This is a genomic window from Acinetobacter sp. Brlt_5 (genome assembly GCF_051949055.1).
In the GTDB taxonomy this organism is placed as follows: Bacteria; Pseudomonadota; Gammaproteobacteria; order Pseudomonadales; family Moraxellaceae; genus Acinetobacter; species Acinetobacter indicus.
The window spans coordinates 1-13,336 of record NZ_JAYJLP010000015.1 but is presented as its reverse complement, the minus strand read 5'-3'; the positions used below and the strand labels follow the sequence as shown (position 1 = coordinate 13,336).

The following is a 13,336-nucleotide window of genomic DNA, read 5'->3' as shown; positions in this document are numbered from 1 at the left end:
GATACATGTCTTACCAAACCTCTATTCATTTTGATCCGACTGCGTTACTGATAATAAAAAATGAGGTTGATAATTCAATCAAATTGGTGGAATCCGCAGTCAGCACCTTGGCAGAAGATCAGACTTTACCTTTCGGGATTGATGATGCCCTCAACCAGTTTGAACAATGTGCCCAGGTACTGGCCCTGATTGATATGTCGAGCCTGGCAAAAATTGCCCAATATTCAGCAGAATTAATGCGCAAGATTATGGGGAATCCGGCGCAAATTAAAACTGAAGACGTGATTGCCTTAAGTGAAGGCACCACCATGCTCAAGCGCTACATCGAATTTATTTGTCTGCGCGAAGTTAAAATTCCACAGTTTCTGCTCGATACCTTAAACCGTCTGGAACGTGCCTTGGGTAAACCACTCACCCAGGAAGGCCAGCATATTGAATCTCTGCTGGACTGTATTCACCCGGAATTCAAATTGCCACAAGCACCCGGTCTGGAAAAATCAGGCTATGTGCATCAGCTGTATAAACTGTCGCTGTACAAGTTACTGAAGCAGGAAGAATCCGAGCTGGATCTGCAAGCCATGAAACTGGTCGGCACCTATTTAGCCGGTCTATCCGCCCAGCATCCAAGCCAACAATACTGGAATCTGGTCTATGTGGCGTTAAACCAGATTGATAACCTGCTGCTGAATGAACCGCGTTTACGTACCTTAATCAGTATTGAACTGAATATGCGTCAATACTTTGCCGCGCCAGACAGCTTCCAGGCCCAGTTAAGTGATCTGGCCAACATCCTGAGCCTGTGCATTAGCCAGGAAGATCAGGTGGCCCAGCACATCCGCGAACAGCTGAATATTGGCGAAGACCTGCTGACCGATACCCAGCTGCAGGTGTTCAGCCGTCATCTGTATGGTCCGGATTTTGAAACCATGCAGACCATCAGTGCTCTGGCGACCAGTGAAATGGCGCAGATTCGCAATGATATCGAATACAACTACCAGAACATGACCCCTGAAAAAACCCAGGAGTTGCAGGCCAAGCTGAAAGATCTGGCCAACATCTTTAAAGTACTGAACCTGAATGAAGCCCACCGTGATCTGCTGGTTCAGGCCTACGCCTTGAGTCAGGCCGAAGTGCTCAAAGAAGAAAGCTTTGCCCAGCAGCTGATGAACACCATTTTATCAGCGATGAACTCGATTGGGGTGCTGGAGCGTCATCATACCTCTAGCCGTTTACAGCTGCGCGTTAACAACATGCACATTTCGCTGGACCGTTTAGATGAAGCGCATGAAGTATTGCTGAGCGAAACCAAAATCTTAATTGATCTGGCTCAGCAGATTCTGGTGCAGCACGTTCAGGATCAGGATGTGCGCTTACTGGAAAACACCTGTACCCAGCTGCGTGAAGTGGCCGGTGCCCTGCTGTTCCTGAATGAAGAAAAAGGCCAGCAGGCGCTGCTGACTGCCGCTGACTTCATCTATCGTAAATGCGAAGCCGGTGAAACGCTCAGTAGTGACGAGCTGAATGCCGTGTTAGACACCCTGGCTGGTGCCGACATGCTGATTGACAATTTAAAAAACAAACAGCCTGTTTTACAGTCGATGTTTGATGTAGCATTGGCAAGTAGCGAAAAACTGAAAGCTGTAGCCTAATGTCTGAACTCTCACTTGCCTATATTTTTCACCAACAGCAACTGCTGGTCGATGAACAGTTTCAACTGCCCCGGGTTGAAAAATTAGCAAGTGACCTGTCTACGGGCAATCAGGTGATTGCCCGCGACTTACTCCCCGATGAACCCATTCCTGAAGGCTATCAATTATTGCCAATTCGCCAGCTGTTACAGTTCTGGAACAGTGCCGAATTTGAACAGGCCAGCCGTGCAATCCAGTTGCTAGAATGGCGTCGTAATCACCGTTTTTGCAGCCACTGCGGCCATCCAACCGAAGCGCATGCCACCGAATATGCCATGGTTTGCCCGGTCTGCCAGTATCGCCAATATCCACGTGTACAACCCTGTGTCATTACCGTCATTACCCGCGGTGAAGATGAAATTCTGCTGGCCAAAAATGCGCGAAACACCACCAATATGTATGGCCTGATTGCCGGTTTTGTTGAGGTGGGAGAAACCTTGGAAGAAGCGGTACGCCGTGAAACCGCGGAAGAAGTCGGTATCCAGCTAAAGAATATTCAGTATCTGGCCAGTCAGCCCTGGCCTTTTCCAAGCAACCTGATGATTGCCTTTAAAGCCGAATATGCCGGTGGTGAACTGCAGTTACAGGAAGAAGAAATCAGCGACGCACAATTCTTTAAATTTGATCAGCTGCCGAATATTCCATTCAAAGGCAGTATCGCCCATGCCATGATCAAACACGTGACCGAAGGCTCTGCCGTCGCCGACGACAGCAAAGCCTGGCTCTAAAGAGACACTACTCAGGAATTTAGCGTTTCTTCCAGCGCCTGCATAATCGTGTGCTTGGTCTTGAAATAACGGCTAAACAGACTCGATACCGAGCCCATAATACTGACATGCCCGGTGCGTGGAATGGTGATCAGCTGACTATGATTGCCATGCTTGTTTAGCACATGATCAAAATCAACCGCATTACTCAAATGCACAATCTGGTCATTCTCAGCCACCAGCAAATAGTGACGAATGTGATTACTTTCCACAAAGTAATACGGCATCACATCATGATAAGGAATGGTCTGATCAAATGCATCGGCACAAAGCGGATCATCTTTATAGTCAAAATGATAGGGACCAGCCAAGCCAATCGCAGCCCGAATATTGTCTCGGCAGTTCAGCGCATAAGGCTGCGGATGATACAGCACCGACATGATATTAAATGCACCGGCCGAGTGCCCCATCAGGATAATCTGATCGGTGTTAATCCTTAACTCTGCCTGCTGATCATGCAGATAGTTCAGTGCCAAAGTCAGGTCATCAATATAGACCGGAAAAATATTCTGCGGCGCCAGTTGATAATTAATGACGGCAACATCAAAACCTTGTTGGGCAAAAGCTTCGCCAACAAAGCGATAATCTTTTTTATCACCCCGTGACCAGGCACCACCATGGACAAAAACAATTAACGGCTGCTGGGGACGTGGCTGGGCAGTCCGGTACAAATCCAGCTGATGGCGTTCATTCGCTCCATAAGCCAGATCGTTCTCTACCGTATAGCCCTGTCGTGGAGTCAAACGGTTCAGGGCATAACTGCCAAAATCATACAGGCGGAATTCCTGATATACACTTTTGGCCTGAACCAGACGATATTGCAGCTGCGTTTTAAACTGGAACAACTTAGAGCGCATTCGTTGGCTCGATCTGGTCCGGATCAATGGCGACCGGGGTTTGTACATCCGGCTGTACATTCATCATCGGGCTGGCAAAACCAGAAGATGTGGCCTGTGAGGCTTCAATATTGTCAATTAAGGTCACAATTTTGGTGACATTACCGACCTGCTGTAACACCTGATTTAAATCGGCGATTTCCGCATTATTCAAACGGCCCATCACATACAGCACGCCATCTTCGGTGTGAATTCGCACTTTACTGTCGGAAACCACCGGCGCTTTCATAATCAGGCCACGGGTATTGGCGGTCACGGTGGTGTCCTGCATGATGGTGTTATAACCAATCTGGTTGCCCACGGTAATATAGTTGTGTACGGTTTTGACATCACTCATGGCGCGTACATTGTCTTCCGCCAACTGCTTCAAATGTGCATCTGGCACCTGACCGGTCAGCAATACATTGCCGTGGAAACTTTCAATATTAACGCGCGACTGTTTAAAACGGGCATCCAGCTTATATAAATTAATTTTTGCTGTACGTTCAATGGAGTTATCAATAAAGACCTGGCCAAGTGAGCGTGCGCCACTTTCCGTTCCTACAGGTGCAGAACCCGTACCACTGGAAATAAAACTTGCACAGCCGGATAGACTTGCCACACACAGCACTGTGATTGCGATACGATTTAACACTCAGCAAGACTCCTCATTACTTATTCATTTCTGTTTTCAAGCATCTTTGCTTCAATTCTCTTCACAGATTAATGAACTCTGAATCAAAAGTAAAAGCATTTTCAATCCATTGCAGATCATACGTGAAATTGGAAAAATCTTGCTGTACTGTTTTTGCAATTTGTTCAGTAAAATCAAAACAAATCACATCAAATCGACAATAAAAATCCTGTAATTGTGCAGAATTGCTCAAATAGGTCAGCGCAGTTTTAATCAGCTTTTGCTGCTTGGAGATGGAAACCACCTCCACCGCCCGGCCATAATCGCTAAAAGATCGCGCCTTTACCTCCACAAACACCAGCTGCTGATCCTGCCGGGCAATCAGGTCGATTTCACCATAACGGCAATGGTAATTGGCCGCCAGAATCTGATAACCCTGCTGCTCTAATAACATTGCAGCCTGCTGTTCGGCCCACTGGCCTAGACGCGCGCGCTGACTGGCCATTTACAGGATCTGCACCAGCTGTTTCTGCTGCACATAACATTTCGGAATACGCTGAATCTGGTTGTCCTGAATCCGGATTAAACCGGTTCGCCCTTCAAACTCGATGCGGTTTAATTGTGGCTGTTTCAGATAATAATTGGCGATCTGCCAGGCATCTCCACCAAAGGCCACCAGCCGCTGAAAAGAAAAGTGTTCCGCCTTGGCCGCCTGAATCCCGGCCTGTACATCTGCCCATTGGGACTGATATAAAGCCGGCGCATCACAAAACTGCAGGCCTTGCGGTAACTGCTGCTGTGACTCGACGGCATTGGCCAGACTGTATAAGCGCTTTTTGGGCAACCTGTTCTGGCGATTGATCCAGCCATTCGAACCCAGCAATAACACCACCTGCTGACGTTTCAGCCACCTCGGCGGACTGTCTACCACCTCCACCGGATAATCCAGCTGCGACACCAGAGACATCAATAACAGCTCATGTTCAGCTTCGGTGCCGGGTTCACGCAGAATATACAAATGATTGATCTGATCTTTCTGGAACAGCTGTTTTAAGGTCTGCGCATCATCTTTTTTTGACAGGCTAAACTGTAACACCCGTGGATGCTGCTGGATCACCTCGTTTAAGGCCAGTGTGCGCACTTTGGGCCGCAGCGCAATTAACTGTTCCACATCGGCACGTGCCAAAGGTCCAATCACCACCCGGGTTCTAGCATTAACATGCTGACGCAGCAAGGGACCAATTTTGCGCTGCTCGGAATTAATCAATTTAACCGGCATTTTCTCACCCGATGCCTGATAAGCGTGCATAAAACCCTGCTGAATACTGAAACCGGCTCGCGCCATAGGACCCGATTCAGGTAGAATGACCAGAATCTCGGCCTGGGCAATTGAAAGTCCTGCGCCCAACAGCGCCGTGGTGATAATTACTTTTTGAAGCTGTCTTTTATTGTTATTAATAATTTGCCTAAACATGGAGAAACCTAATGAGTGCTCAGTTATTTGTTGTAGCCACCCCAATTGGGCACTTAGACGACATGACCTATCGGGCGATTGATGTTCTAAAGTCTGTAAATATTATTGCGGCAGAGGATACTCGGACCTCCGCTCAATTATTAAAGCACTATAATATATCAACTCCGTTAACGGCGTGCCATGAACATAATGAAAGTAACAAAATTGATATATTGATTCAGCGCCTGCTGAACGGCGAAAATATGGCCCTGATTAGTGATGCCGGTACTCCGCTAATTAGCGACCCCGGTTTTAAACTGGTCCGCGCCGCCCAAGAACACAATATCCGGGTGATTCCGGTTCCGGGAGCCTGTGCCGCAATTGCAGCGCTCAGTGCCGTTGGTTTACCGAGTGACCGCTTTAGCTTTGAAGGCTTTTTACCGTCAAAACAGTCACAGCGTATCTTGAGTCTGGAAAAACTTAAAGACCAGACCGCGACCCTGATTTTTTATGAAGCGCCACATCGGATTCTGGACAGCGTTAAAGATATGGCCAGTATTTTTGGCGCCGAGCGTCCGGTCGGTTTTGCCCGTGAAATTACCAAAACCTTTGAAACCATCAAGAAGATGACACTGGGTGAGCTGGTCAGTTTTATTGAAGCCGATCATCATCAGCAAAAAGGTGAAATTGTACTGGTGGTGGGTGGTGCAACCGCGGAAAAAGATCTGGAGCAGGAAAAACTGGATCAGTTGCTGACCCGACTATTGCAGGATTTATCGGTGAAAGCCGCGTCACAGCTGGCCGCCGATTTAACCGGAATCAAGAAAAAAGTGGCCTATCAGCGTGCGCTGGAACTGAACCAGAACAATGATGACTGATTCTGGCTGTTGATTCGCAATAAAAAAAGCATCACCGGAGTGATGCTTTTTTCTTATTCGCGTGCAGCCTCATCTGGTGGGACTTCAGTAATTTTTCCCCCACGTGCCAAGAAGGCCGCAATTTCATCTTCTAAAGCTTGGCGTTGCTTCTGTTTAGCGGTTACGGTTAAGGTTTCTGCTTCCGCCACATCACCATCGTTTACGGCATCTTCGCTGTCCAGTGCACCTTTTTCAGCCGCTTTTGCCTCATCGTCATCGACGGTGGTATCTTCTACATCATCATAATCGTTCATATCCGTCATTTTAATCTCCCCGCAAATGACCTCAATTGAGTCCTGGTGAACGTTGTCATGCAATTAGGAAGAAATTTATCAATCTCTGCGCCTTTCGCCTAGAGGTAAAGACAAAAAAATCGTGTCTTTTTTAACCAAATTCGTAATCATGTATTAATGAATGTTTAAAAAATAACTATTTCTAGCTAGACCGCATACCGCGTGTCTTTCAGCAGATGCAAACCATTGGCCTGCGCCATAAAAGCATCCTTTAACACCGGCAGCTGTTCAACCTGCTTCAAGCCAAAATTACGTCCCCAGACCAGCGGGAATAACTGGGTGGTTTCCAGCCAGCCTATTGCAGACATGCTGTGCATCATTGCATCATTTTGACCTTTACGACGATGCTCATAACGCTTCAAGGTCTGCTCATGCGCCCAGACCCCACGTGCCCGGTCATGCAGCAGAACATCACACAAGACTGCGGCATCCAGACAGCCAATATTGACGCCCTGCCCGGCCAGTGGATGAATCACATGCGCCGCATCGCCAATGAGTGCCAGTCCCGGCTCGACATAGTGCTGCGCAGCACGGGCTTTTAAAGGGAAACGGGCACGTGGTGTAGCTTCCAGTACTTGACCCAACATATGATGGCTTTCACGAGTCAACAGCTGGGTAAATTCCTGATCGGATAACGCGGCATATTCTTCTGCATAATCCTCTGGTAGCGTCCAGACAATAGATTGCCAATGGCCATCCTGTTCAGGCTTGAGGCTGCTCATTGGCAGGTATGCCAGTGGGCCGGTTTCCAGAAAAATCTGACGCGCCACATGCTGATGCGGCTGGACAGTTCGAATAGCACAACTGATGCCTGCCTGCTGATAATCCAGCACATCCAGATCAATAAAGGCCTGTTCGCGGACAAAGGAATTGGCCCCATCTGCGCCAATTAACAGTTTGGTGCTGAGCTTCGTACCATCGGCCAGGAAAATATGCCAGACACCAATCCCCTGCTCAATCCGGGTGACTTTGACCTGCGTGCGATAATCCTGAATCTGCGTCAGCATGGTTTGCTGAATGGCCAGATTTAAAATACTCGGCTCCACCATCGAACCCAGCGCCTGGTCCACTCCGGGTGTTTTTTCTGCCGGCTGACCAAAATTGATTTCGCCATAGCCATTTTTATTCCAGACCTGCATGCCAGTATAAGGCTGCTGACGCGCCAGTTTATCCCAAACACCCACATTTTTTAGCAGATGGATGGTGGCCTGACTTAAAGCCAGTACGCGCGGATTGGCCATACTTAAGGTTTTTTCTGTATCCAGAATTGGTGCGGCATCCAGCACAGTGGCCTGTACCCCACCTTGGGCCAGTAATAATGCAGTTAAGCCACCGACCAAACCACCACCCACAATAACGGCATCTAATACGTGTGCTGTCTGGTTCATGCTTTTAGTCCCATGGCATAGTTGGCAACAAGTGGTTTAATTCCCGGAATGGTATCAAAGGCAATCAGACCGGTATTTCTGAGCAGTTTCAGCACCGGATTCTGGTTACTAAAGCCACGCACCACGCTATCACAGAATTTGATCACGCGCTGCTGATCGGTCAGACGGGATTTTTCATAATCTTGCAGCATGGCGGCATCGCCCAAATCGGCCTGTTGAGCCAGCTGTTCTTTTAAATAACGCACCAACACATAAGCATCGCGCATACACAGGTTAAAGCCCTGTCCGGCCACCGGGTGAATGGTATGTGCCGCATTACCCATCAGTACTACTCGGCCCACTGCCTGTTTTTCTGCCAGCACCTGCGAAAGCGGGAAGCTAAAACGGCGTCCGGTTTTCTGGAATTTTCCAGCCCGATCGCCATAAGTCTGCTGCAAGGCATTAAGGAAATGCTGGTCATTGTCTTCCCCCACCCATTCATGTTCCGTGCCTTTTTTCACCGGCCAGACCACCGAACGACGATATTCACCCGGCAAAGGCAATAACGCCAGCGGACCTAAAGGACTGAAACGCTCAAAACCGACATGATTGTGTGGTTTAGAGGTTTGTACGGTGGTTACAATGGCGACCTGATCATAATCATGTTCATCCACCCCAATGCCTAGGGCTTTACGGCAGAATGAATCGCGGCCATCGGCAGCAATCACCAGTTTGGATTGCAGTTTTAAGACTTCACTTCCACGCTGCGCTTCCAGATAAGCCAGATCTGCATCTTGGGTCAGGGAAGTGACTTTTACCCCATCAATCAGTTCAATTAAAGGCTCTGCGCGCACCTGAGTCAATAACACCCGGCCTAACCAGGCATTTTCAATCACCTGTCCAAAACTTTCGACTTTTTCCTGTTCAGCTTGCAGACGCGCCTTCCCAAAACTGCCCTGCTCGGTAATGTGCACTTCCAGAATCGGGACAGCATGTTCCTGTAAGGCTTCCCATAGGCCCAGTTCCTGATAAATCTGTACGCTACGACGCGACAGCGCACTGTTTCGGGCATCAAAACTGGAGTGATACGGGGCAAGATTGGCATCATCATAATTCGGGTATTGAATTGCTTCGAGCAGTTTGACCGCAATATTGGCTTTGGCCAACATGAGCGCCAAACTCAGCCCCACCATACCGCCGCCCACGATGATGACTTCTTGTTGCATGCTTGAATCCTTATTTGTGGTATCTCAAAAGTTTAGATACATCTTAATCATGATTGATTTTATATTACATCAAGGGATTGGATTTTTATAATGATTCGTGTGGATGGCTGGAATTTCCGAGCTTCAACGCTTGCGTGTTCTGACGATATATCCCGTTTAAAAGATGTTATTCCATAAGATGACACTGGAATGGTGTACAATATAACATCTATACAAAGCCCGGAGCGCCAGACTTAAGCTGACCAAGCGACAACCCTGACGTAGATAAAATAAATTAAAGAATTCGTATCAGCTGTATGCTATTCATTGTAGAAAATTTAAAACATGAAGAAATTAGAACTTATCTTTTTAGTCGTTTTAATCTTGGTTCTGTTGTGGGGCATACAATGGATGTTTCATGGCTTTCCGGCCGCAAGTTAAGTCTTCTATTATTCAATCTAAAAGCTATACTATAATTTCTTAAAATAATTAGAATGTTAGGATAATAAATGGATCATACTGAACGTTTTATTACAGCATTTTACTACGCTGTCGCCGGGATTTTTTTGGGGCTAGGGTTAGCAATTTTTTCATCCCTCTATCTCAGCCTTACAATAAGCTCAGCCCATATTGTAATTTTTACAGTCATTTGCTGTTTTGTTTTAGGCTATGTATTTCCTCATAGCGTTGGCAATATTTTTAAATGGGTTTGGCATATTTTCGTTCATTAGTCTGGATGTCTATCTCTATTTAACCCATTAACGCTGATTCAAAATCAAAAAAGCCGATCTTCTGACCGGCTTTTGACCTGTACGGCTTTTATTGGGCCGCAGCCATCAACGCTTCAATCTCGTCTACAGTTTTCACCACTTTCGCAGTTAAGTTCAGTGGACCATTTTTGGTCGCGACAATATCATCTTCAATCCGGATGCCAATGCCACGCCATTTTGGATCTACCGTTTCATCATCCGGGGCAATGTATAGACCCGGCTCAACCGTAACCACCATACCGGCTTCATAAGCACGCCATTCGCCATCAACCTTATAAGTTCCGACATCATGCACATCCATGCCCAGCCAGTGGCCTGTACCATGCATATAGAACTGACGATAGCTTTCTGACGCAATAATCTCGTCCAGATCACCCTGCATAATGCCTAAATCAAGCAGGCCCTGCACCAGAATACGTACCGCAACATAATGCGGTTCTTTATAGGAGTTGCCAATCTGTACGGCATTAATTGCTGCAAGCTGAGCATCTAGTACAAGGTTATACAGCGCTTTTTGCTCGGGGCTGAATTTGCCATTCACCGGAAAGGTCCGGGTAATATCTGAAGCATAGAACTGATATTCACAGGCGGCATCAATTAACACCAAATCGCCATCTTTCAGTTCTTTGTCGTTCTCTACATAGTGCAGAATGCAGGCATTTTCACCACCACCGACAATACTGTTATAGGATGGAACACAGCCATTTCGGCCAAATACATAGTTCAGTTCGGCTTCCAGCGCATATTCCATCATACCTGGCTTAACCGTTTGCATGGCCCGGGTATGTGCTTCGGCAGAAATATCTGCGGCAATTTGCATCAGTTCCAGCTCGTTGGCGTCTTTGTGCAAACGCATTTCATCGACCAGCCGGTCGAGCTGCACCACCTGCGCTGGTGCCGAGGTACCACGGCGGCTTTCGCCATTGGCAGCTGCAATCCATTTGGCCACCCGCGCATCAAATTCGGCATTCTGTCCAATACGGTAAAAGAGCTGGTTTTTATCCAGCAGTTTTTCCAGAATTTCTTCATCGAGCAGGTCAATGGCATAGGCTTCATCGGCCTCATACTGTTCAATGGCACCATCAATACCAGCACGATAGCCATTCCAGATTTCCATCTCCCGGTTACGTTCGCGGCAAAACAGGCTATAGGTATAGCCTTCATCTATAGATTCATAGGTTTCAATGACCGCGACCGCTTCAGGTTCTGCAAAGCCGGTCAAGTAGAAGAAACTGCTGTCCGTTCGATATTTATAGTCAGCATCCCGGTTACGCATGGCCACCGGACTGGTGGCAATAATGGCAATACTGTGTGGTCCCATCAGTTCAGCCAGACGGTCACGACGTTCTTTAAATTCTACCTGGGTCAGTTTCTTCATTAATTTTTCTTCGCAGCCTAAATAAAGGGAGGATGGTATCGCCCGAATCAGCTCGGACGATGTGGGGTAAACATTTCAACAATACTGCCGCTTTCTGGCGCAGCCACCTGACGTGACTTGGCATGTACGTTTTGTAACAAAGAACTTTCATCAACCGCTATTTTCTTGCGGCCAACCGACAGGCTCACCGGAATCAGGCGGACAAATTCATATAATTCCTGATAGCTTTCTTCGCCTTCTTCGTCATTGTCCGAGTCTTCAAACTCGACTGCTGCCACATCTTGCAGATGTTCAATCAGCTCCAGCTCATCGCTGCGGATATGTCCAGACGCCAGGCCAAAGCCCAGTACCACGCCAGCACACCAGTCAGCCAGCGCCTGTACCCGCTCTTGTAATACGTGTTCATCATCCGGTAACAGGGGCAGATAATCCAGTTCATCTTCAGATAAAGCATGCGCTACATCTTCCGCTTCACCGGTTAAAATATCCAGCGCTTCCGGGCTGAGTTCGGGCACATTCAGGGTTGCCAGAATCTGTTGCCACTCGGCTTCAGTTGGTGCATTTGTCACACAAACTATACCGGTCAGTAAACCATGTAACTCACTTGGACTTGAAATTTCTTCAATCATAGAAAAATTGCGGTACCATTCGGACCAACCTGAAATATCGTCTTGCATTCGCTTATCCAATCTCTATACTTCGTATATATTACCTTTGTTTGCAAGACTGTGCGACCACGATATGTTAGAAGAATTACAGCGTCTACAGGCGCATATTGGTGTTTTAAAAACACGACTTGCGCATTATGAGAGTGAAACTCAATCTTTAGCTGAAGCCAAGCAACAGGCTGAAGAGCAGCATCATGCACAAATTGTGCAAAGAAATGGGGTGATTACCCAAAAACAAGAAGAAATTGAGTCTTTAAGTGAACAGCTCAGCACCAGTCAGGCCCAATTTCAGCAGTTAAATCAGGATGCGACCGCATTGGCGGACCGTTATAGCCGTCTGGAAAAAAGCTGCACCGATCTCAAAAACCGCTTTCAGGAATTGCTGGCCGAACGTAACGAGCTACGCGTCATTAAAGAAAAGTTGCAGAATGAACAGCGTCAGACTTTGCAGAATGTGCAATCTTTGCAGCAAGAACGTGAGCGTTTATTGCAGAAGAATGAGCATGCCAAAGCCAAAGTCGAGGCAATTATTCAGCGTCTGGCCATTTTAGGAACTGCACAAGACCAGAATGCCCAGGAAATTCAGCAATTGGCCCATCCAACTGATGTCAGCGAGGAAGCTTAAGCATGAGTGAACAAATTCCTGTAGATTTACGTGTTTTAGGACACAGTTTCAAGCTGGCCACGACTCTTGAAAAACGGGCGGATCTGGAACGTGCAGCAGAATTACTGAATGAAAAATATGATGAATTCCGTCGTAAAGCACCACGCATGGAACCAAGCAAGCTGATTATTATGGTGGCCTTAGAGCTGATGCAGGAAGTGCTGTCAATGAACAAGTCCCTGCAGGAATATGTCCATTGTGAACGCTTGCTGGCCACAATTCTGGAAGAAGTCGAAACACTGACCGAATAAGGCTTTGACTTGCATAAAGCCTGTGCAAATGACACTTAAATTTACAGTTCTGTAGGCCGATAGGTTTGCGTCTAAAGCTGAATCCTTTATACTGAGTCTAACTCTGAGGTGTTCGCCAGCAGGTCTATTCCCCTGCCGATACTTAAACTTATGGATTGCGTTCTGTATATTTAGAGTGCATGCCCACCCTGAGTGGGAAGCCCAGCAAGTATACGTCGCGTCCACCTTGAACTCATCGGGTTCAGGGTAACGACACATGCAGCGGCACCGTCGGAGGGTTTAGCTGATTTATCCTCTATTCAGTCCTCAGAATTTCTATATTTCCTCTTTTTTATAAGTAATGATTCTCTCGCTCTAATCTTTTAAAGCTTCCAACTAACCGTTAAGCCCTCTTGTAGATACAACC

The 13,336-nt window shown here is 47.2% G+C and carries 14 protein-coding genes and 1 other RNA gene; 6 read left to right on the top strand and 9 right to left on the bottom strand.

The features are described from left to right. Positions 1–5 precede the first annotated feature (5 nt). Both VF685_RS10655 and nudC read left to right on the top strand, forming a co-directional pair. Complete coding sequence (locus VF685_RS10655; RefSeq protein ID WP_163170281.1) at positions 6–1,649, top strand: chemotaxis protein; 1,644 nt, start codon at positions 6–8, stop codon at positions 1,647–1,649. Further along, the gene (gene nudC, locus VF685_RS10650; RefSeq protein ID WP_075167710.1) at positions 1,649–2,416 is read left to right on the top strand and encodes an NAD(+) diphosphatase; all 768 of its coding nucleotides are present in this window, start codon (positions 1,649–1,651) and stop codon (positions 2,414–2,416) included. The genes VF685_RS10655 and nudC overlap by 1 nt, the downstream gene beginning before the upstream one ends. An 11-nt stretch (positions 2,417–2,427) precedes the next feature. Here the strand turns inward: nudC and VF685_RS10645 are convergent, their stop codons facing one another. The 4 genes from VF685_RS10645 to VF685_RS10630 form a co-directional block, all read right to left on the bottom strand. Next, positions 2,428–3,312, bottom strand: a complete 885-nt coding sequence (locus VF685_RS10645; protein WP_127798894.1) for an alpha/beta hydrolase — start codon at positions 3,310–3,312, stop codon at positions 2,428–2,430. Continuing rightward, the gene (locus VF685_RS10640) at positions 3,302–3,985 is read right to left on the bottom strand and encodes a BON domain-containing protein (protein ID WP_127798892.1); all 684 of its coding nucleotides are present in this window, start codon (positions 3,983–3,985) and stop codon (positions 3,302–3,304) included. Before VF685_RS10640 ends, VF685_RS10645 begins: the two co-directional genes overlap by 11 nt. 61 nt (positions 3,986–4,046) lie before the next feature. Next, positions 4,047–4,469, bottom strand: coding sequence for a YraN family protein (locus VF685_RS10635; RefSeq protein ID WP_075167708.1), 423 nt, complete (start codon positions 4,467–4,469; stop codon positions 4,047–4,049). Further along, positions 4,470–5,438 carry a penicillin-binding protein activator gene (locus VF685_RS10630; RefSeq protein ID WP_440203629.1) on the bottom strand — a complete coding sequence of 323 codons (969 nt, stop codon included), beginning with the start codon at positions 5,436–5,438 and terminating at the stop codon, positions 4,470–4,472. Between the two features lie 11 nt (positions 5,439–5,449). Between VF685_RS10630 and rsmI the strand changes: the two genes are divergently transcribed. Further along, positions 5,450–6,295: a 16S rRNA (cytidine(1402)-2'-O)-methyltransferase gene (gene rsmI / locus VF685_RS10625; protein ID WP_127798888.1), complete on the top strand. Its 846-nt coding sequence runs from the start codon at positions 5,450–5,452 to the stop codon at positions 6,293–6,295. A gap of 53 nt (positions 6,296–6,348) precedes the next feature. On the opposite strand, the gene VF685_RS10620 is transcribed toward rsmI, so the two are convergent. The 5 genes from VF685_RS10620 to VF685_RS10600 form a co-directional block, all read right to left on the bottom strand. Next, on the bottom strand, positions 6,349–6,597 hold the full coding sequence (locus VF685_RS10620; RefSeq protein WP_016659239.1) for a hypothetical protein: 249 nt from the start codon (positions 6,595–6,597) through the stop codon (positions 6,349–6,351). Positions 6,598–6,773: 176 nt separating this feature from the next. Beyond that, positions 6,774–8,015 carry an FAD-dependent monooxygenase gene (locus VF685_RS10615; protein ID WP_127798886.1) on the bottom strand — a complete coding sequence of 414 codons (1,242 nt, stop codon included), beginning with the start codon at positions 8,013–8,015 and terminating at the stop codon, positions 6,774–6,776. Next, positions 8,012–9,220: a 2-octaprenyl-6-methoxyphenyl hydroxylase gene (gene ubiH / locus VF685_RS10610; RefSeq protein ID WP_104487372.1), complete on the bottom strand. Its 1,209-nt coding sequence runs from the start codon at positions 9,218–9,220 to the stop codon at positions 8,012–8,014. The genes VF685_RS10615 and ubiH overlap by 4 nt, the downstream gene beginning before the upstream one ends. 798 nt (positions 9,221–10,018) lie before the next feature. Further along, positions 10,019–11,347, bottom strand: a complete 1,329-nt coding sequence (gene pepP, locus VF685_RS10605) for a Xaa-Pro aminopeptidase (RefSeq protein WP_127798884.1) — start codon at positions 11,345–11,347, stop codon at positions 10,019–10,021. 47 nt (positions 11,348–11,394) lie between these two features. Next, positions 11,395–12,024: a UPF0149 family protein gene (locus tag VF685_RS10600; RefSeq protein WP_127798882.1), complete on the bottom strand. Its 630-nt coding sequence runs from the start codon at positions 12,022–12,024 to the stop codon at positions 11,395–11,397. 64 nt (positions 12,025–12,088) lie between these two features. Here VF685_RS10600 and VF685_RS10595 point away from each other — a divergent pair, with 64 nt between their 5' ends. The 3 genes from VF685_RS10595 (at position 12,089) to ssrS (ending at position 13,211) form a co-directional block, all read left to right on the top strand. Further along, positions 12,089–12,640, top strand: a complete 552-nt coding sequence (locus tag VF685_RS10595) for a hypothetical protein (protein ID WP_005179239.1) — start codon at positions 12,089–12,091, stop codon at positions 12,638–12,640. A gap of 2 nt (positions 12,641–12,642) precedes the next feature. After that, the gene (locus VF685_RS10590; protein ID WP_104487367.1) at positions 12,643–12,930 is read left to right on the top strand and encodes a cell division protein ZapA; all 288 of its coding nucleotides are present in this window, start codon (positions 12,643–12,645) and stop codon (positions 12,928–12,930) included. A 97-nt stretch (positions 12,931–13,027) separates the two neighbouring features. Further along, positions 13,028–13,211: non-coding RNA, 6S RNA (gene ssrS, locus VF685_RS10585), on the top strand. Positions 13,212–13,336: the final 125 nt, after the last annotated feature.